This is a genomic window from Actinomadura coerulea, from assembly GCF_014208105.1.
GTDB lineage: Bacteria > Actinomycetota > Actinomycetes > Streptosporangiales > Streptosporangiaceae > Spirillospora > Spirillospora coerulea.
The window spans coordinates 4337719-4357186 of the sequence record NZ_JACHMQ010000001.1; the positions used below are offsets into that span (position 1 = coordinate 4337719).

A 19468-nucleotide genomic window follows, 5' to 3' on the forward strand; every position below is an offset into this window, starting at 1 on the left:
ATTGGCCGGAACTCCATTTATGGATGTCCTCATTCTGCGCTGATCGGCGCACCCCCCGAGACCAGCTTGGACGTTGTCCAAAATAGGTGCCTCCGGGCGAGGGTCCTCGCGCGAAAGGGTGCGCCGAAGCAAAGGGGAAGAAGAAGTCGATCTTGGGATGTGATGTCGGTCCCGCTGTTCGGCGCCTGCCGGGAATGCGCGGCGGTCGCGCCGTGTGCAGTGACCTCCCGCCCGGCTACCTCATGAGGGTGTGGCAGGCGATGGCGGCGGCCGCGGTGACGTTCAGGGAGTCGACGCCGGCGGACATGGCGTCCCCGCTCATGGGGATGCAGACCGGCTCGTCGGCCTCGTCCAGCCAGTGGGAGGAGAGGCCGTCGCCCTCCGAACCCAGCATCAGGGCCACGCGGTCGCCCATGGACGCCTTCTCTATGGGCGTGGCCGTCTGGTCGGGCGTCAGGGCCAGCAGGGTGAAACCGGCGGCGCGCAGCCTGCCGAGGTCGTCGTGCCAGTTGGTCATGCGGGCGTAGGGGATCGCGAAGACCGCGCCCATGGACACCTTCACCGACCGGCGGTAGAGGGGATCGGCGCACCTCGGGGACAGGATGATCGCGTCGATGCCCAGGGCCGCGGCGCACCTGTAGATGGAGCCCACGTTCGCATGGTCGACGAGGTCCTCCAGGACGAGGACGCGCTGTGGCGGCCGAGTGTGCGCCACGGGGACACCCGCGTGGCCGGCGGTGTCCTCGCCGATGGCGGGGCGGCGGGCCGCGGTGAGGACGGAGTCGACGGACGGCAGGGGGAGGCGTTCCAGGGAGGCCAGCGCGCCGCGGTGCACCTGGAAGCCCGTGATGGACTCCATGGTGGCGTCGTCGACCAGGTAGGCGGGGGCGTCCACGCTGTCCAGCAGGTCGGCCAGCGGCCCGGTCCAGCGGCGGGCCATCAGCAGCGACCGGACGGGGAACCCGGCGCCGACCGCGCGGCGGATCACCTTCTCGCCCTCGGCGACGAACAGGCCGTGCTCGGCCTCCAGGCTCTTGCGGAGGTTGACGTCGCGGAGGCGGACGTAGTCCGCGAGGCGCGGGTCGGCGGGGTCGGAGACGGGGATCAGGCTGGCCATCCCCCAAGTCTGCCGCCGGGCGGGCGGTGCCCCGGCTGCGCGGCGGCCGGATCCGGCCGCGGAAGGTGCCTGAATCCGGTTCTAGAGAGGGATTCGCGTACGCTCGTACACCTCCCATCGCTGCGCGCGGCGGCCGTGCGCGCTGCCAGGTTCGTCGGGGGCTCACGCTCATGACCTGCGTCATTAGCAGTTTTGAGTCCTTTGTAACCTCTAGGGCGTACTACTACAGTGCCGGGGAACATCGGCCGGTTTCAGGTGAATCGAGGGCAGCCGTGAGCGGACGTCATCGCAATGACTTCCCCGAAGGTACGGGTGGAGGCGGGTACGACCCGTCCACCCCTGTCTTCGGGCCGGCCAATGACGGGTCGTCCGACTGGTTCGGAGGGCGGGAGGGCCAGGGCCCGCCGCTCGCCCAGCCCCCGGCGGGCCCGCAGGGCGCCCCGCCCGGCATGGCGCCGGGCACGTCCGGTGAGACGCCCGAGTGGTTCACGCCCCGGCACTCGTCCGAGCAGCCGGTCTACGCGCAGGGCCGGTACGGGGAGGAGCCGGGGACCGCGTCCCCGCAGGGGCCTCCCCCGGAGTCCTCGCCGCTGGCCGGAACGGGTTACAGCGAGTACGACGCCATCAGCAGGTCGGACCGCGGCCAGGCCGGGTTCTTCGGCGGTTCCGGCGGGTCGGGTGACTCCGGCGGGTACGGCGGCGGATCCGGTGGTTCGGGAGGTTCCGGTGGTTCGGGCGGATACGGCGGCGGCTCGGGCGGCTACGAGTACGGGCGCCGCAGGCGCAAGCGCAGCGCGACCGCGCTGATCGGGCCGATGGCCGGCGCCGTCGGCCTGGCGCTGCTGCTCGGCGTGGGCGTCTACGCGTTCGCCGAGAGCGGCGGCGGCTGCTCCGGCGACGGCGCGCTGAACCTGTCCGTGGCGGCCGCGAACGACATCGCGCCCGTGGTGGAGAAGGCCGCCGGACGGTTCAACGACGGCAAGCACAAGGTCGACGGCAAGTGCGTCAAGGCGACCGTGAAGAGGACCGAGCCCTTCTCGGTGACGACGCTGCTGTCGGGGCAGGCCGTGGCGGACGACCGGCCGGACGTGTGGATCCCCGACTCGTCCCTGTGGATCTCGCTGGCGCGGACCGAGGGCGACAACGGCGACAAGAGCGGCATCGTGTCCACCAAGACGTCCCTCGCGACGAGCCCGATCGTGGTGGGGCTGCCGCGGACGCTCGCGGTGGACCTGAAGAAGCAGGGCATCACCGCCAGCCCGTCGTGGGACAACCTGCTGAAGGCCGCGGGCGGCGTCGCGGGCGGCGCGGTCACCAAGAACCAGATGATCCCGGCCGGCTCGGTGCGGCTCGTCGTGCCCGACCCGATGCGCAACGCGGCGGGCATGGGCTCGCTGATGGTCACGAGCACGCTGCTGGCGAACGACCCGAACCGGGACTCGATCTTCACCGGCATCGTCCGGACCGTCCGGGAGAGCACCGTCCCGAACGTGAAGGCGGAGTTCGAGCACTTCCGCAAGGACCGCACCGGCAAGCAGCCGATCTCGCTGTCGTCGGAGCAGTCGCTCTACGCCTACAACCGGAGCAGGCCCGCCGAGCCCGCGGTCGCCCTGTACCCGATCGAGGGCACGCTGTCGATGGACTACCCGTTCACCGTCACCGCCAAGGGCGACTCCCAGCGCAAGGCCGCCCGCCTGCTCGAACAGGCGATGCGGACCGAGGCGACCCGCAAGGACGCCCTCGACGCCGGGTTCCGGACGACCGACGGCAAGGCGCCGCCCGGGTACGGCGAGGCGGCCGGCGTCAGCCCGGCCCGGCCGCGGCAGCTGCCCGCGCCCAGGAGCGAGGACGTCGCGAAGGTCATGCAGGCGTGGTCGAAGCTGTCGCTCGGCCTGCGGATGCTGACCCTGATCGACGTCTCCGGCTCGATGGCCGAGAAGGTCGGGCCGGACGTCAACCGCCTCCAGGCCATCGCGCAGGTCTCGCAGGGCGGGCTCAGCATGATGTCCAACGACACCGAGCTCGGCCAGTGGCTGTTCTCGACGAACATGGACGGCAAGACCCCGTACAAGGAGACGGTGCCGGTCGGCCCCCTCGGCGACCGGATCGGGTCCAACACGCGGCGCGGCCTCGTCCTGTCCACGCTCAACCAGATGAAGCCGAAGCCGGACGGCGACACCGGCCTCTACCGGACGATGCTGGCCGCGTACAAGAGCATGAACGACTCCTACAAGCCGGAGTTCGGCAACTCGATCCTGCTGCTCACCGACGGGAAGAACGACGACCCGGACGGCCCGTCGCTGCAGACGACGCTGAAGCAGCTGAAGGACATGCAGGACCCGAACAAGCCGATCCAGGTGAACATGATCGGGTTCGGCAAGGGCGTGGACCGGGGCGAGCTGGAGCAGATCGCCGCGGCGACGAACGGCAACGTGCAGATCGCGATGACGCCCGGCGAGATCTCCAAGATCTTCCTGAAGATGCTGTCCCGCCGGATCCAGTGATCACCACTCGGTGATCTTCCGGATGCGCCAGGTAGTTCTTGGTTTTTCCCCGAAATCCATGTCAACCGGGCGCCGGATTCGGCCGTCAATCTATGTGGAGGCCCGACGGGGAGCGGGGCCGTCGGGCCTCCGACCTACTCCCCTCCCTGGCCCGTGACGGGAGGCGGCCGCCGGTCGGAGGACCGACCGGGGCCGGGAGAGCGAACCGCTCCCTCTGAGATCTTCCAGCCCGTCCCCGGCGTCCCGGACGCCCCGGACGAGGATTCCCAGTACAGCCCGCGGGAGGACTTCGTGTCCGGTTGGCCCAGTCTCGACCGCGCCGACGACGAGCGCCTGGCGCGGACTCTGGCGGCAGGCGATCCGAGCGCCCTCATCCAGGTGATGGACCGCTACGCGGCCCGCCTGTACGACTACTGCCACGCGCTGCTGCGCGACCAGGAACAGGCGGCCGGCGCGCTCCACGACGCGCTCATCGCCGCCTACGCGCACGTGTCCGGCCTGCGCGAACCCGACCGCTTCCGTGGCTGGCTGTACGCGCTCGTCCGCAACGAGTGCATGCGGCGGCTGCGTGACCCGGACCGCCCCGCGCAGCGCCGCGAGGCGCCCGAGGTCGAGGACGGCTTCCTGGACGAGGCGGAACTGGCCCGGCGCCAGGAGGCCCGGCGGCTCGTCCACGCCGCCCTGTCCGGCCTGCGCGGACGCGAGCGCGAGTCGCTCGACCTCCTGCTGCGGCACGGACTGGACGCGGAGGAGGTCGGCGGCGTCCTCGGCATGGACGCGCAGCAGGCCGCGGGGCTGGCGGCCGAGGCCCGCGCCCGCCTGGACGACGCTCTCGCCGCCGCCTACATCGCCCGCGCGGGACGGGGCGACTGCCCCGGGGCCGCGGCGATCGCCGACGACGCCGGATGGCCGCTCCCGCCGCCGGTCGTGCACAGGCTCGTCCAGCACATCGACTCGTGCGGCGTCTGCGGGCCCCGGCGCGACCGCACCGTCTCGGCGGCGCGGCTGTTGCAGGTGCTACCGGTCGCGATGATGCCGAACGACCTGCGCGGGCTCGTCATGGCGACCGCCACCGACCCGGCGCTGGCACCCGACCTCGCCGCCGTCGCGCACGCGGCCGGGCCGTTCGACGGCTGGGGCTGGCCCTCCATGGTCGAGCAGGAGCCCGTGCGCGCCGCGCCGTCCGGGGCCGGCGGCGGCCGGCGCGGGGTGCCGGCCGCCCTGGCCGCGGCCGCCGCCGTCATCGCGGTCGTCGCGGCGGCGTACTACCTGATGTCCGGCCCGTCCGGCGAGCCGACCGCCGCGCGGGGCCCCTCGGACGGGACGTCGGAGCCGGCCGTCTCGCCGTCCTCCCCGTCCGAGACGCCGGAGCCGTCCGAGACGCCGACGCCCACGCGGTCCGCCACCCCGACGCCGACGACCACCTCGCCGACGCCGACCCCGACGAGGACGCGGGAGCCGTCGCGCTCGCCGACGCCGACCGCGACCCGCACCCGGCCGAGGACCGGACGGCTGTCGATCGGCTCCTGCGCCATCGAGGGCGCGGGCCCGGGAAGCTGCACCATCCCCGTGCGGGCCGTCGGCGGGACGGTCACCTGGTCGGTCACGGGCGCGTCCGGCGGACTGAGCGCCAGCGGCGGCGGCACGCTGCGCAGCGGCCAGGTCGGCTTCGCGCGCGTCGGCGGGACGTGCACGCCGCCCGGCGGCTCGGGGACGGTGAGCTTCTCCAGCGGGGACGTGCGCACCGTGACGCTGACGTGCCAGCCGGAGGACGGCGGCGGCCCCGGAGGCGGCCAGCGGTCCAGCTGATCATGGAAGTGACCCAGATCACTTCGACGGCCGGGAGGGCCGTCCCACATGGCGATTCGGCCACGGGGCGTGCCGGATTCGTCACTTAAATCCGCTCATAAAGGAGAAATCCCAGCAACTTGGTGGCAAGATCAGGCAACCTGAGTCGGCCGACGCGCGTCGGGACTCGTCGGGGGCAGTTCTTCGAACACCGATTTCGACTGGGAGGGATCCCGTGGCCGGTGAGCCAGGGGCCGCGCAGAATGACGACCTCAGGCTGGCGGACTCGCTGCGAGCCGGGGACGTCATCGCGCTGACCGAGGTCTACGACACCTACGCGCCGTTCCTCTACGACTACTGCCACGGCCTGCTGCGCGACCGCGTCGAGGCGTCCGGGGCCCTGCGCAACGTCGTCATCGCCGCCCGCGAGCACGTGGACCGGCTCACCGAGCCGGCGCGGCTGCGCGGCTGGCTGTACGCGATCGCCCGCAAGGAGTGCATGCGGCGCCGCGACAGCCCGAACCGGCACACCGGCCAGGAGGCCCCGGAGGCCGAGGACGAGCTGACGCAGGAGCAGCTCGCCCGCCGCGAGGAGCGCCGGCTGCTCGCGCACAGCGCGCTCGCCGCGCTCAACGGGCGGCAGCGCGAGGCCATCGACCTGTCGGTCCGCCACGAGCTGGACGAGGTGGACCTGTCCGGCATCTTCGGCATGCCGCTGGAGGAGACGCTCGCCCTGGCGCAGCAGGCCCGCGAGGACCTCGCCGCCGCGCTGCACGCGTCCCTCATCGCGCAGAACCACTGGAAGGACTGCCCGAGCGTCGCGGCGCTGACCGAGTCGTGGCCGCTGTCCCCGCAGACGTCGACGGCGCTCGTCCGGCATGTCGAGAACTGCCCGGTGTGCGGGGCGCGGGAGACGCCGCCGCTGCCGCCGGACCGGCTGCTGTCGGTACTGCCGATCGCGGCGATCCCCGCCGACCTGCGGCTGGACGTGCTGACCGCCGCGACCGCCGAGGACCGCGCCGGGAACCGCCGCGCCATCGCCGCCTGGACCGAGCCGTTCGACGAGTACGGCTGGCCGCTCCCCTACCAGCCGACCGCCCCGCGCGCCCGCGACCGCGCGCCCGGGAAGCGGCGCGCGCCGCTGCTCGCCGCCGTCGCGGTGGGCGTCGGCGTCCTGGTGCTGTTCGGCGGCGGCATGGCATGGCTGGGCGGCGGGGACGACGGGACGAACGCGTCCGCGACCGGTCCCGTGACGCCCGGCGGCAGCACCCCGCCCGGCGGCTCGGCCGCGCCGGAGCCGGTCCCGACCGACCCGACGTCCCCCACGTCGCCGACGGCGTCCCCGACCGAGTCGAAGTCGCCCTCGAAGTCGCCGTCGCCGTCGGCGTCCGAGACCTCGTCGAAGCCGCCGTCGAGCAGGCCGCCGGCGCCGCCCACCACCAGCGCGCCGAAGCCTCCGAAGCCGAGCAGGCCGGGCACGCTGTCGGTGAGCGGCTGCGACATGGGCAGGAACGACTCCTGCACCGTCACGGTCACCGCCGTGGGCGGCTCCGTGAACTGGCAGGTGACCGGCACGGGCGGGCCCGTCAGGGCGGGCGGCTCCGGCCACCTCGACGCGGGCCGGAGCGGCGGCGTCCAGGTGTCGCGCGCGTCCGGCTTCTGCTGGGGCCGGCAGACCGGGACGGTGTCGTTCTCCTCCGGCGCCTCGGCGACGGTCACCTACCGCTGCTGAGCGGGGCGCCCGCCGCCGGGCGGGCGCCTACCAGACCGAACCCGCGTCGAGCGTGCGGTGGGCGCGGTCCAGCAGGAGCGGCACCCCGCCGCCGATCTGGTCGAAGCCCTCGCCGACCGTCGCGTTCTGCAGGTAGCGGGCGTGGATGCCCTCCAGGATGACCGCGAGCTTGAAGCACGCGAACGCGACGTAGAAGTCGAGGTCGGCGAGGTCGAAGCCGGTCAGCTCCGCGTACCGTCCGGCGAACTCGCGGCGCGTGAGGAAGCCGGGCGCCGAGGTGATCGTGGCGCCGACCGGGAGCTGCTCGGCGTCGGCCGCCTCCGCCCAGTAGACGAGCGTCAGCCCGAGGTCGGACAGCGGGTCGCCGAGCGTCGACATCTCCCAGTCGACGACGGCCGCGATCTCCGGGCGCGGCTCCAGCCGGGCGAGCGCGTTGTCGAGCCGGAAGTCGCCGTGGACCAGCCGGGCCGGGGCGTCGGCCGGCAGCCGTTCGGCCAGCCGCGCGACCAGCCGGTCGTACTCGGGCAGATCATGGACGTTGCCCGTGGCTCGGACGGCCTCCTGCGAGCTGTCCCACTGCTTGCCCCAGCGCTTGAGCTGGCGCTCCATGTAACCGCTCGGACGGCCGAAGTCCCCCAGCCCGATCGCCTCCACGTCCACCGTGTGGATCGCCGCGAGGGCCTCGGCCAGCGCGTCGCTGAGGCCGCGCGCCTGCTCGGGGGTGATGCCGGCGGCGTCCTCCCGGGTGCGCAGGACGCGTCCCTCGACGAAGTCCATGAGGTAGAAGCGGGCGCCGATGATCGCCTCGTCTTCGCAGAAGGCCAGCGTCGTCGGCACCGGCACCGCCGTCCCCCTGCCGAGGGCCGACAGCACGCGGTACTCGCGGGCCATGTCGTGCGCGGTCGGCAGGACGTGGCCGAGCGGCGGACGGCGCAGCACGACGCGGCGGCCCCCGTCCAGCGTGATGCCGTACGTGAGGTTGGAACGCCCGCCCGCGATCAGGTCGATCGCGCCGATCCGTCCCGATCCGGGCAGCTCACGGGCCAGCCAGGCCGCCAGCCGGGGGACGTCGATACCGGGCACCCCGGCGGGCAGTTCTGCGTCAACGGTCATGACGCCCTATTAGAACGCTGCTCGGTCAGGACTGTGAACCCCACCCGGGTACCACCGTGCGACTCGTCACACCCCGGCCACTTCCGGCCGACTTGCGGCCGCGTGTAATCCGATCTCCGAGCTCGGCGATGACCTGCGCGAACGCGGCGACCCTCAGCCCCTCTTTCGCCCAGGGTGAGCAAGTCGACCGAACACCCGGGAGGAAAAAGGTGACACAAGGTGGAATGCTCGGACACGCGGGGTGCCCGTCTGCCGCCACACCTGATTGAACCGGTCCAAAACCGGCTTCGCGGTGGTCGGCCGTCATCCCGCCACAAGGCGGCGAGCTGGACTTATGAGCCTCGCTGGGCTAAGAGAAGGAACTGAGACCACTCGGGGGCCAGACCGCCCGATTGGGGGGGACGCACCGTGGCAGACGCATGGCTGCCAAGAGCCGGCCGCATGCCGGCACCGAACGATGGCGGAGCGTTGCGAGGAGGTGCTCCCCGTGTCGTCTGGTGCGCCGAGGAGCACGATCCGCACACCGTCTCCGCGCGCTCGGTGGCCGCCGACCTGCTGAAGGAGAACCGCCCGGCCCACCTGGTGTGGCACCCGGGCACCGGTGAGATCGTCCAGCTCCTGCCCATCACCCGCGCGGCCCGACTGCTCGGCGGCGCGCTCGGGCGGGAGGGCCGCGTCTGCGCGCAGATCATGGTGGTGGGCCAGTCGCGGTCGCCGTTCACCGGCTCCCTGCTCACCGGCGTCGAGGCGATCGTCCAGTGGCTGGACGCGTGGGGCGTCGCGCGCCGCTGGCCCGCCGGCCCCCCGCTGCCGTCGCCGCAGTCGTACCACGCGCCGCGCAGCCGCAAGGACTGGGCTCGCGGCGGGCACTACGGCGCGTCCCAGGTGCCGCTCCTGGACCGCCCCGACCCCGGCGGGATCGACGTCCGGCGCATCACCGGCCCCGACACCCCGGTCGCCCCCATCCCGAAACCCCGCCTTCCCGGCGCCCCCGCCGGCCCCCGGCTGGTGGCGCCGCGCACCCGCACGCCCGAGACCGTCCGGCCGGCGCCGAGCGACGCGCCGCCCCCGCGCCCCGGGCCGCTGCACTCCGCGCCGGAGCCCGTTCCGGTCGGGCCCCTGTCCAACTGACAGCGCTACCCGGCGAGCGTCCGGACGACCTCGCACCCCTTGCGCAGCTCGGCGAGGGTCGCGGCCGAGCCGTAGCCGATCACCAGTCCGGACGCCCGCACGGGACCCATGTGGTGGCGGTCCAGCGTCTCCACCACGACGCCGCACCGGCCCGCCTCCTCCACGACACGCGCGGCCACCGCCTCCGGGACGTCCACCACGAGGTGCAGCCCGGCCGTGTCGCCGCGCAGGGGCAGTCCGTCCAGCGCCCGCACCACCACCTCGCGGCGCCGCGCGTACTCCCCGCGCATCCGGCGGACGTATCTGTCGAGGTCGCCCCGTTCCAGGAGGAGCCTCAGCGCGTCCTGCGGCACCACGGCCGTGCGGTCGTTCAGCTCCTCCTTCCGGAGCGCCACCTCCGCCACCAGATCGGGACGTCCCCCCAGCCAGCCGACGCCCATGTCCGCGGTGAGGATCTTGGCGGTCGTGCCCAGGTAGACGACGACGTCCGGGTCCAGGCCGTAGAGCGCGGGCAGGGGCGCGACGTCGTAGCGGAACTCCCCGTCATAGTCGTCTTCGGCGATGAGCGCCCCGTTGCGCCTCGCCCACGCCAGCAGGGCCTGCCTGCGCGGAACGGGCAGCACGCCTCCCATCGGGTACTGGTGCGACGGCGTCGTGTACACGAGGCGCAGGTCGTCGGGCAGAGCATCGACAACGAGACCATGCTCATCCACAGGACACGGGACGAGCTCCGCACCCCGTCCCCTCAGGACCGCCCGCGCCCTGCCGTAGCCGGGCTCTTCCACACCCACCCGGTCCCCAGGACGAAGGACGGCCGCGGCAAGCAGATCGAGCCCGTTCGTCGCCCCTCGCGTGACAAGAAGGCCGTCCACAGGGCAGACCACCCCGCGACTACGCCTGATGTAGTCGACCAAAGCCTCCCGTAGGCCGAGCAGACCATGCGGGTCCTGACGCTGCTGCGGCGGCCTCCCCGCAGCAAGCCGCCACGCCCGGCGCCACGCGGGCGTATCCAGTGCCCCGACCCACGCAAGACCTGGCCTCAGGTCGATCTCGTCAAGGGCCGCCGCCCTCCGCGCTGGTTTCATCGCCGGACGCGGCTTCGGCATAGGGGCGGCAGCAACACCCTCGGTCACATACGTGCCGGACCCATGCCGCCCTTCCAGCCAGCCCTCCGCATAAAGCTGCTCGTATGCCTCCGTCACGACCGTCCGGCTGACACCGAGCAGGCCGGCCAGCGCCCTGCTGGACGGAAGCCGTTCGCCCGCGGCGAGCCGTCCCTCCCCCATGGCGGAACGCAACTGCCCGACGAGTTGCGCGCTCATCGGCTGCTGAGCGTCCCGCTCCACGGAAAGAGGCAGATCAATCGACAAAGTGGTCACCTGCTATCCGCGCCAAGTGGCCATACCCGCCAGGCCACTCGCCTCCTAGCGTAAACGGACATGAACCCGCTCTCCCCAACCGCCCGCACCCGTCTCGGCCGCCTTCCCGAACGCTCCAGCACCGACCGTTCCGTCCTGTACGAGATCCTCGACGACGGCATGATCTGCCACCTCGGCCTCATCGTGGACGGCTCACCCCGCGTCATCCCCACCGCCTACGGCCGCCTGGACGACACCCTCTACCTGCACGGGTCCACCGGGGCGAGCAGCCTCAGGGCGGGGCCGTCCCAAGACATCTGCGTCACCGTCACCCACCTGGACGGCCTCGTCCTCGCCCGCTCCCTGTTCCACCACTCCATCAACTACCGCAGCGCCATCGTCTACGGGACACCCCGCCCAGCCGACGGCGACGAGAAGCTGACCGGCCTCCGCGTCATCACCGAGCAACTCACCCCCGGCCAGTGGGACGTGGCCCGCCACCCCGACCGAAAGGAACTGGCCGGCGTCTCCGTCCTGGCGCTCTCCTTGGACGAGGCCTCCGTGAAGGTGCGGCAGGGCCCTCCCGGAGACGAGGAAGAGGACTACGCCCTCGACGTCTGGGCCGGCGTCCTCCCCGTCACCCAGACCTTCGGCGCCCCCGCCCCCGACCCCCTCCTCCGCCCCGGGATCCCCATTCCCGGCCATATCACCCAGCGCGTGACCTCCTAGATCGATCGCTCGCGATGCCCCGCGCAGTCGTTCATGGCCGTAGGGTGAGTGCATGAACGAGCGGCTGGTCTGGATCGACTGCGAGATGACGGGACTCGACCTGCGCGACGACGCGCTCATCGAGATAGCCGCACTGGTCACCGACAGCGAGCTCAACATCCTCGACGAGGGCGTCGACGTGGTGATCAAACCGCCGCCCGAGGCCGTCACCCAGATGACCAAGGTCGTCCGCGACATGCACACCACGTCGGGCCTCCTGGAAGCGCTCCCCGGCGGCGTCACCCTCGCCGAGGCCGAGGACATCGTCCTCAACTACATCAAGGGCCACGTGAAGGACGCCAAGAAGGCCCCCCTCTGCGGCAACTCCATCGCGACCGACCGCTCGTTCCTCGCCCGCGACATGCCGGCCCTCGACTCCCACCTCCACTACCGCATGGTGGACGTCTCCTCCATCAAGGAGCTGGCCCGGCGCTGGTACCCGCGCGTCTACTTCGCCAGCCCGGAGAAGAAGGGCGGCCACCGCGCCCTGGCCGACATCACCGAGAGCATCCAGGAACTGCGCTACTACCGCGCCGCCGTCTTCGTCCCGCCCCCCGGCCCCGACTCCGACACGGCCCGCGGGATCGCCTCCCAGGTCGCCTCCGGCTGACCCACCCCGAAGAAGCCGCTACACTACTGGGAGCCGGGAGCGATCCCGGCCACGGTGGGTGTAGCTCAGCTGGCAGAGCACTTGGTTGTGGTCCAAGATGTCGGGGGTTCAAGTCCCCTCACTCACCCCACTTCGCGGGGCCTGGTCGTTCGAGACGATCGGGCCCCGACGTCGTTACGGTCTCGATAAGGCCTCCATCTGCGCGGTTCGTCGACCTTCGAAGATCATGTGGTTATGCTCCGACCCTAGAAATGTCAACGACACGCCGAGGGCTACGGATGAGTGTCGACGAGACGGCGCCGCTGCGCGTACTCGTGGTGGACGGTGACGCCCGGGGCAGGGCGGACGTGATCTCCGTGCTGGACGCCAGCGACGAGTTCCAGGTCGTCGCCGACACCCCCGATCCCGCCGCGGTGGTCCCCCTGGCCGAACGCCTGCGCCCCGACATCGTGCTGCTGGACACGGCGGCCGCCGGTCACGCGCTGCCGCTCAGCACGTCCTCCCGCGTCTTCGTCCTGGCCTCGGAAGATCAGCCCGGCGTCGAGGCCGCCCTGCGCGCCGGCGCCTGCGGCCACCTCGTCCCGGGCTCCTTCACCGCCCACGACCTCGTCCGCGGCGTCCGGCACGCGTCCCGCACCACCCTCGGGCTGTCCGCGCGCGAGTCCGAGGTCATGGACCTCATCGCCACCGGCCGCTCCAACGGCGAGATCGCCCGGCAGCTCTTCCTCAGCGAGAAGACGGTCAAGAACCACGTCAACCGCATCTACGCCAAGCTCGGCGTCGGCTCCCGCGCCACCGCGATCGCCCTGTGGCGGGGCATGATGAGCGTCCTTCCGGTCCGCGAGTAAACCGATTCGCACTGGTCCGCAGGGCCTGATACTGTTCTTCCTGTCGCGAGGGACCCCGGCCCACCGCCGAGGCCCGTACGACAGGCGCCGTTAGCTCAATTGGCAGAGCAGCGGACTCTTAATCCGCGGGTTCGGGGTTCAAGTCCCTGACGGCGCACCCCGCATGGCAAGGGCATTCGTAGATTATTTTGCGAATGCCCTTCGGTGATTATGGGCCCGTTCCGCTCGGGCGTGGGTCACTGGAAGATGGCCAGCATGGGCGAGATCTTCACGTCACCGGTTCTGGGATCCCAGCTGATCTTGCCGAGGCAGCGTGCCCGGAACGCGCCGTCCGGGACCTTGCCGTCCCGCAGCCGCTCGGTGACGCAGGACACGCTGACCACCCGGTCGCCGGAGTCCCCGTACGGGGCCGAGAACGTGGTCGTCTCCCCGGGCTCGTCCCTCACCGTGAACCGTCCCTCGACCGAGACGAAGGCGGCGGATTCCAGGTCCCGCAGCCGGGCCGCGTCCACCCGCTTCGATCGCCCACCGAATCGCGGCTTCAGCGCTCGGTCCAGGCCGGCGTTGGGCGCGATCGTACCGGTGAGGAGGTCGACGTACACGATGTCGTTCTCTTTATCCAGCGCACGGACGATGCGCCCGATGACCGTGATCGATCTCGTCTCCTCGAAGTACTTGGTGACCTGCTCTTCCCCGGCTACACGCCGCAAGCCCCCGCGTAGGGGCCGGAACAGCAACTCCAACACGATGTTGCGGCGGGTCGTCCTCTCCACCGAGCGCTGCAGGTAGGGGTAGTCCCCCTGGAGGTAGAGGTCCATGGCGTTTCGCTCGTCGAGATAAAGGCAGAATCCCGGTTTCTGTTTCATCACCCAGGCCGACAGGTGGCGGCTCACTCGGACCCTGTGCGCGCAGTAGATCGCTACTGCGGAGCATGCGGCAATGGCTGAGATCGCTAGCAGCAACGGCATCATCGGTGCCTCCGGTGTCAAAAGCAGCCGCGGGTCTGCTTGAAGGCCAGGTTCAGGGAGGACGCGTTGGCGTCCACCATGCGTCCGCCGGTCGCCTTGGCCGCGCGGTCCAACTCGACCGGGTCCGCCTCGCCGAGCCGAACGGTGTACGCATGCACGGCCCTGGCCTGCGGTGGCAGGGCCTGGTATCGGCTGAGGAATTCGTTCAGTTCGATGCCGGCGTTGTTCAGGCCATCGGTCATCAGCACAATGGTCACCGGCCGCCCCGGAGCGGCGCGCTTCAGCTCGGCGGCGCGCCGGTAAGCGTGATCGAGCGCCGACCACACGGCGGTGTTCTGCTCGAACTCCTCGGTGCTGAGGAAGTCGCGGATGGCGCCGGCGTCATGCGGGTCGGCGATGGTGAAGCCGCGCTCTGCCCGGACCTTCTCCCCGAAGCGCATCAGGATGAACTTCTCGCCCTTGTAGAACCGTACGAACTTGCCGATGGACGAGCCGTCGCCGCCGATGAGGCCCTCGAACGTGGATCGCAACGCCTTGATCCGCACGCCCCTCATGGAGCCGGAGTAGTCGAGCGCGAAGATCACCTGGCCGGGCGTCCGGGCGCTCGGATCGTAGTTGGCCAGCAACCGGTCGATGACCTCGGGCCGGTCCGGAAAGTACAGCGCGTTGCCGATCTCGGTGCGCAGCCGCGGATCCCGTCTCACGCTGGGATCGAGCGGGCGGCGCAGGGTGCGCTGCATGATCTTCCGCTGCGTGTCGGCGCGGGTGAGCCACGCCACGACCTTGTCATAGGCGGCGCGGCGCGATGGGTCGAGCAGCAGCAGCGGGTATCGGGACAGCACGATGCCGTCCTCGGGATAGATGATCTCCAGCGGCTCCCGGAGGCTCCCGCTCGCGTTCAGGGACAGCAGCGTCGACTCGTACCCGATCAGCGCGTCGGCCCTGCCCTGGTCCGCGACGAACGCGTCGATGAGCCCGGCCGAGGACGTCGCTGTGATCGTCTGGCCGGAGAACAGCCCGCGCAACCGGTCGCAGGTGACATCCTCCGGCCGCAGCGCGCCGCCGGTACCGGCGGCCGCGGTGGCCACCCCGACCAGGGCGACCAGCCCGCTGTTGGCCTGCCGGGGATCGGCCATGCCGAAGCGCAGCAGCCCTTCGGCGGCGCCGTCGGCGATGTCCGCCCAGGACAGCTCCGGGTCGGGGGCGTTGCGGCGGAGCCGCTCGGCCGTCCGCGGCCGCACGCCCACGACCACCGGGGACGTCATGATCGCGGCTGACAGCGGCCGCAGCCGCCGCCCGCCCGCCGCCCGCAACCTGAGCTGCAGATAGCGGTCGTCGGACAGCCAGGCCAAGTCGTGGTCGTCGTCCCCCCGGGAGAGCGAGGTCGAGACCTCCACCGTGCCCCGGTAGTCGAGCTCGATCGCGATACCGGTGTCCCGCCGGAGTTCGTCGAGCAGCGGGCGCATGTCGGCGAGTTCGGAGCTCGCCAGCACCCGCAGCGTCGTGTCCGGCTCGTCCGAGGAGCAGCCGGTGCCCGCGACCAGCATCGCGCAGGCGATCAGTCCGGCGAACGCTAGCGAAGGCCGCCTCATCATCGGCACTCGTCCACCTTGTCGGCCAGCCGCTCCAGAAGATCCAGCTTCGGGAGCTCCGCGCGGGTGTAGTCCGTCCGCTCGTCGGGCGCCGGCACACCGTTGTCTTCGAGCAGCCCGTACAGGGGCCTGGTTCCAGGGTCAGAGGGGTCGTCGACGACCCGGAAGCCGAGCTCCATCATGCGGCGCCTCAGCCCGGGGTCTGTGCGCAGCAGCCTGCCGAGCCGGTCGCCGTTGCCGCGCTTGAGTGAGATGTAGACCGGATCGGTCTGGAACTCCTGCTCCGGGTAGAGCAGAACCCGCTCGGTGTCGACGCGTCCGGTAGTACGCCGGTGCTCTTGCTGGTAGGCGAAGAACTGGTGCTCGTAGACCACCACGATGGGGCCTTGGCTCTTGCCTTCGGGCGTGACGTAGACCGAGAAGAGCTCCGACTCCGGCATGCCGGTCCCGGTGACGAGCGGCCCGATCTCCTTGGCGACCTGGTCGACCTCGGTCTCGGTCTGCACCGGCTTGCTGCCGTTGACCACGTACGCGACCAGGCCGAGGTAGGTGAGGCCGGAGTTGGACCGGCATACCCCGGAGGTTCGGGCGAGGACGCGGTTGCCGTTGGTGATGCCCTTGATCCCGATGTCGTTCCAGGTCCTGCCCCGCCGGCCCAACTCGACGAACTTCGCCGTCTTCAGCGTGTAGTAGAGCGCGTCACCGGGCCCTCCTGAATGCCGTTCCGCGGCGCCGCGCCCGACCAGGGTCTCGGCGTACTCGCGATAGCTGGCCAGCACGATCGGGCTGGTGAACAAGTAAGTCGTCCGGTTGTACAGGCGCCGCCTGCTGCGCTCCTTCCTGATGAGATCCGCGGCCGGCTGTCCGGACGGGAAGGCGAAGTCGTAAGCCTCCGTCTTCTGGCCGAGCACCTCGGCCGCGACCTCCCCCGAGCCGCGCGGAGTGACCTCGACGCGGATGTGATGCTCCAGCAACAGGTCCTGGACTTTTTCATCGTTGAAGAAGTCCTGCTTGGAGGCCATGATCCCGCGGATCGTGACGACCGGACCGGGCCGCGCGACCAGCACAACGAGCGACGCCCCCGCACAGACCAGCGCGACAAGGGCAGCGAGCACCGCTCCCCATCCGAGTGGCGAAGGCCATAAGCGGGGTGGACGGGGGATGCTGAACGTCGGTTCTTCGACAACCTTCGGGGGGTCGACCGTCACCGCAACTCCTTGCGATCACATTCGCAATCCACCCTCAGCTTACGCACCATCACCCACGGCCAGGGGCGATCCTGCTAAACAAGGACGCCGACCGTGCACACGCCAAGCTGCGCGGCCTCGGGGAACAGGCAAACGCCCGGCTCAAATCATGGCGGATTGTGCTGAAGCTGCGCTGCTGCCCCTACCGTGCCGGTCGCATCGCAAGGCCACCGACGCCCTGCAACTCCACGGGATCGCAACACGCCGGAAAGGGCTCACTGGTTACGGTGGCTGTTCCCCCGGCCGTCGCGGCGATTCGCTGAGCCGATTTCCTTTACCATGTCCGCTTGAGAACGGCACTTAGAGCCATTCGGTCGCCCCGCCACATGGGCTTCAGTTTTTCCTTTCCGTATCGCGGTCAGGGCCAGGGAGTCGAAAATACTCCTCTCCCCCGCGTCGTTTTTTGCAAGTCAAGGCGCGTCGGCGGTGGGCAGGGTGGAGATCTCGTCGGCGGCGTTCGCGAACGCGGAGGTCTCCGTCCTCCCCGCGTGCGGCCGCCGAGGTGGAACGCTGGCGGCTGCCACACCAGCCGCTGGACGTCAGGTACCGGGTCGTCTCTGCTCGCGGCGAGCGGGGGGTGGCTGGGCGGTGATGGATGGCTGCGGGTGCCTCCGCTTCGATCAATCAGACGCTATTGTCTTTTTGAGAGAGGGAGGTGTGCCGTGAGACCCCTGGAGGCGTCCGATCCCCGCCAGATCGGGCATTACCGGATGCTCGCCCAGCTCGGCCGCGGAGGCATGGGACGGGTGCTGCTGGGCAGCGGGCCGGACGGGCGGCTGGCCGCGGTCAAGCTGGTCGACGAGCAGTTCGTGCACGACGACGGGTTCCGCGGCCGGTTCCGCCGCGAGGTCCGCGCCTCCCGTCGGGTCGCCGGAGCCTACACCGCGGCGGTGATCGACGCCGACCCCGAGGCGGCCGAACCCTGGCTGGCCTCGGTGTACGTTCCGGGCCCCTCGCTGCACGAGGTCGTCGCCGCGGCCGGTCCGCTGGCGGCCGGGCCGGCGCTCCGGCTGGCCGCCGGCCTCGCCGCCGCGCTGACCGAGGTGCACCGCGCCGGGCTGGTGCACCGCGATCTGAAGCCGTCCAACGTGCTGCTCACCGAGGACGGCCTGCGAGTGATCGACTTCGGTATCGCTCGGGCCGCCGAGGGGGAGGACGGCACCCAGCTCACGCATACCGGCGCCCTGGTCGGCACGCCCGGCTTCATGTCCCCGGAGCAGGCCCTGGGGCGGGACCTGACCACCGCCAGCGACGTCTTCTCGCTGGGCTCGACGCTGGTGTACGCCTGCACCGGCCGCGGCCCGTTCCACGCGGGGAGCACCCCGCAGACCCTGCAGAACGTGATCCACGCCGATCCCGTGCTGGGCGAACTGCCGGACCGGATCCGCGAGATCGTCCCGGCATGCCTGGCCAAGGACCCGGCCGCACGGCCGGAGCCCGCCGCGCTGCTGCGGTGGATCGGCGAGGTGCCGCCGTCCGCCCGGCCCTGGCCGGACCCGGTGCACGACACGATCGCGCGGCAGAACGCCGAGGTCGCCCGGCTGCTCCAGGCCCCGCAGGCTCCGCCGCCGCACGTCCCGCCCGCGCCGGTGCCAACGCCCACGGCCGTCGCGCCGGCGCCGGACAGGAGGCGGTTCCTGCTGATGGCGGGCGGTGGCGCCCTCGGCCTCGCCGCGCTCGGCGGCGCCGCCGCCTGGGCACTGCGCGGTGACGACGAGCCGGCGTCCGGCGGGAAGACCGCGTCCGGCGGGGGCGGCGGTAAGGACGCGAAGCCGCTGGCCGTCCTGGAAGGCCATGCCGGTTCCGTTCACCACGTGGAGTTCGACCGCGCGGGTGGTCTCCTGGCGACCGCCGGGGAGGACGGCACCGTACGGCTGTGGGACGCCAAGGCCCGGCGGCCGTCCGGTCAGCCGCTCAAGATCGCTTCCAAGTCGGCCCTCAAGGCCAGGTTCGACAGGGCGGGGCGGCTGCTGCTCACCGCCAGCATGGACGGCGGCGTCAAGGTGTGGGACGTGCGCACCCGCCGGCAGGTCGGCGCGACCCTCGGCATCCCCATGTTCGACTTCAGCGATGATCCGGCCCCGGTGAGCGACGTGGCCTTCAGCCCGGCCGGGGACCGGCTGGCGGCCATCGGCTCGCATCTGAAGGTGTGGGACACCGAGTCCCGCAAGGAGGTGAGCGGCCTCAACTTCGACAAGGCGAACATCATGTCGTTCATCGCGTTCAGCGGGGACGGGCGGCTGCTGGCCTTCACCGAGCGGGACCTGGTGCGGGTGCTGGACGTGAGTTCCCGCGAGGTGGTCGGGCAGCCCCTGCGCGGGCACACCGTCCAGATCACGAAGGCGGACATGAGCCCGGACGGCCGGACGCTGGCGACCGGGGGAGCCGACCTGACCGTGCGGCTGTGGGACGTCCAGCGCAGGGCTCCGCTCGGTGAGATCGTGCCCGCGAGCGACCACGCCCCGCAGGGCATGGCGTTCAGCGGGGACGGCCGGATGCTGGCCACCGTCGGCAACGACACCACCGCGCGGCTGTGGGACGTGGCCGGGCGCAAGGAGGTCGGGAAGCCGATCGGGCTCCCGAGCAAGGCCTCCGCCGTGGCGTTCAGCCCGGATGGGAAGGTCCTCGCGGTCGGCGGCGACGAGAAGGTGTGGCTCTACGACATCGCCGGCCGCACCCGCGCCTGAACCAC

14 protein-coding genes, 2 tRNA genes and 1 pseudogene are annotated in these 19468 nt (G+C 71.4%); 11 read left to right on the forward strand and 6 right to left on the reverse strand.

Going from position 1 to position 19468, the window contains the following annotated elements; genetic code table 11:
* Positions 1-235 precede the first annotated feature (235 nt).
* Positions 236-1117 (reverse strand): TrmH family RNA methyltransferase, encoded by an 882-nt coding sequence (locus BKA00_RS19810; RefSeq protein ID WP_185027096.1) that lies wholly within the window; start codon positions 1115-1117, stop codon positions 236-238.
* Positions 1118-1389: 272 nt separating this feature from the next.
* Between BKA00_RS19810 and BKA00_RS19815 the strand changes: the two genes are divergently transcribed.
* The 3 genes from BKA00_RS19815 (at position 1390) to BKA00_RS19825 (ending at position 7141) form a co-directional block, all read left to right on the forward strand.
* On the forward strand, positions 1390-3621 hold the full coding sequence (locus BKA00_RS19815) for a substrate-binding domain-containing protein (RefSeq protein WP_185027098.1): 2232 nt from the start codon (positions 1390-1392) through the stop codon (positions 3619-3621).
* A gap of 291 nt (positions 3622-3912) precedes the next feature.
* The gene (locus BKA00_RS19820) at positions 3913-5430 is read left to right on the forward strand and encodes a sigma-70 family RNA polymerase sigma factor (protein ID WP_185027100.1); all 1518 of its coding nucleotides are present in this window, start codon (positions 3913-3915) and stop codon (positions 5428-5430) included.
* Between the two features lie 214 nt (positions 5431-5644).
* Positions 5645-7141 carry an RNA polymerase sigma factor gene (locus tag BKA00_RS19825; RefSeq protein WP_185027102.1) on the forward strand — a complete coding sequence of 499 codons (1497 nt, stop codon included), beginning with the start codon at positions 5645-5647 and terminating at the stop codon, positions 7139-7141.
* A gap of 27 nt (positions 7142-7168) precedes the next feature.
* Here BKA00_RS19825 and BKA00_RS19830 read toward each other — a convergent pair whose 3' ends face one another.
* A complete protein-coding gene (locus BKA00_RS19830) occupies positions 7169-8254 on the reverse strand; it encodes a phosphotransferase family protein (protein ID WP_185027104.1) in 1086 nt (361 codons plus the stop codon).
* A gap of 441 nt (positions 8255-8695) precedes the next feature.
* Here BKA00_RS19830 and BKA00_RS19835 point away from each other — a divergent pair, with 441 nt between their 5' ends.
* On the forward strand, positions 8696-9385 hold the full coding sequence (locus tag BKA00_RS19835) for a hypothetical protein (protein WP_185027106.1): 690 nt from the start codon (positions 8696-8698) through the stop codon (positions 9383-9385).
* A gap of 5 nt (positions 9386-9390) precedes the next feature.
* Here the strand turns inward: BKA00_RS19835 and pdxR are convergent, their stop codons facing one another.
* A complete protein-coding gene (gene pdxR, locus BKA00_RS19840) occupies positions 9391-10707 on the reverse strand; it encodes a MocR-like pyridoxine biosynthesis transcription factor PdxR (protein WP_185034489.1) in 1317 nt (438 codons plus the stop codon).
* A gap of 117 nt (positions 10708-10824) precedes the next feature.
* On the opposite strand from pdxR, the gene BKA00_RS19845 reads away from it, so the two are divergent.
* The 5 genes from BKA00_RS19845 to BKA00_RS19865 all read left to right on the forward strand — a co-directional run bounded on the left by BKA00_RS19845 (position 10825) and on the right by BKA00_RS19865 (position 13126).
* The gene (locus BKA00_RS19845) at positions 10825-11472 is read left to right on the forward strand and encodes a pyridoxamine 5'-phosphate oxidase family protein (RefSeq protein WP_185027108.1); all 648 of its coding nucleotides are present in this window, start codon (positions 10825-10827) and stop codon (positions 11470-11472) included.
* Between the two features lie 52 nt (positions 11473-11524).
* Positions 11525-12121 carry an oligoribonuclease gene (gene orn, locus BKA00_RS19850; RefSeq protein ID WP_185027110.1) on the forward strand — a complete coding sequence of 199 codons (597 nt, stop codon included), beginning with the start codon at positions 11525-11527 and terminating at the stop codon, positions 12119-12121.
* 54 nt (positions 12122-12175) lie between these two features.
* Positions 12176-12251: transfer RNA gene (locus BKA00_RS19855), tRNA-His, on the forward strand.
* A 148-nt stretch (positions 12252-12399) separates the two neighbouring features.
* The gene (locus BKA00_RS19860; protein ID WP_185027112.1) at positions 12400-12969 is read left to right on the forward strand and encodes a response regulator transcription factor; all 570 of its coding nucleotides are present in this window, start codon (positions 12400-12402) and stop codon (positions 12967-12969) included.
* Positions 12970-13053: 84 nt separating this feature from the next.
* Positions 13054-13126, forward strand: a tRNA-Lys gene (locus tag BKA00_RS19865).
* A gap of 79 nt (positions 13127-13205) precedes the next feature.
* Here the strand turns inward: BKA00_RS19865 and BKA00_RS19870 are convergent.
* The 3 genes from BKA00_RS19870 to BKA00_RS19880 form a co-directional block, all read right to left on the reverse strand.
* The gene (locus tag BKA00_RS19870) at positions 13206-13787 is read right to left on the reverse strand and encodes a hypothetical protein (protein WP_185027114.1); all 582 of its coding nucleotides are present in this window, start codon (positions 13785-13787) and stop codon (positions 13206-13208) included.
* A gap of 167 nt (positions 13788-13954) precedes the next feature.
* Entirely contained in the window at positions 13955-15532 is a 1578-nt protein-coding gene (locus BKA00_RS19875) for a VWA domain-containing protein (protein WP_221493220.1), read from the reverse strand.
* The gene (locus BKA00_RS19880) at positions 15529-16644 is read right to left on the reverse strand and encodes a hypothetical protein (protein WP_221493221.1); all 1116 of its coding nucleotides are present in this window, start codon (positions 16642-16644) and stop codon (positions 15529-15531) included. Before BKA00_RS19880 ends, BKA00_RS19875 begins: the two co-directional genes overlap by 4 nt.
* A 173-nt stretch (positions 16645-16817) precedes the next feature.
* Here BKA00_RS19880 and BKA00_RS39070 point away from each other — a divergent pair.
* Both BKA00_RS39070 and BKA00_RS19890 read left to right on the forward strand, forming a co-directional pair.
* Positions 16818-17039 (forward strand): annotated as a pseudogene (locus tag BKA00_RS39070) (hypothetical protein); the annotation flags it as partial.
* Between the two features lie 399 nt (positions 17040-17438).
* Entirely contained in the window at positions 17439-19463 is a 2025-nt protein-coding gene (locus BKA00_RS19890; protein WP_185027116.1) for a WD40 repeat domain-containing serine/threonine protein kinase, read from the forward strand.
* The last annotated feature ends 5 nt before the right edge of the window (positions 19464-19468 follow it).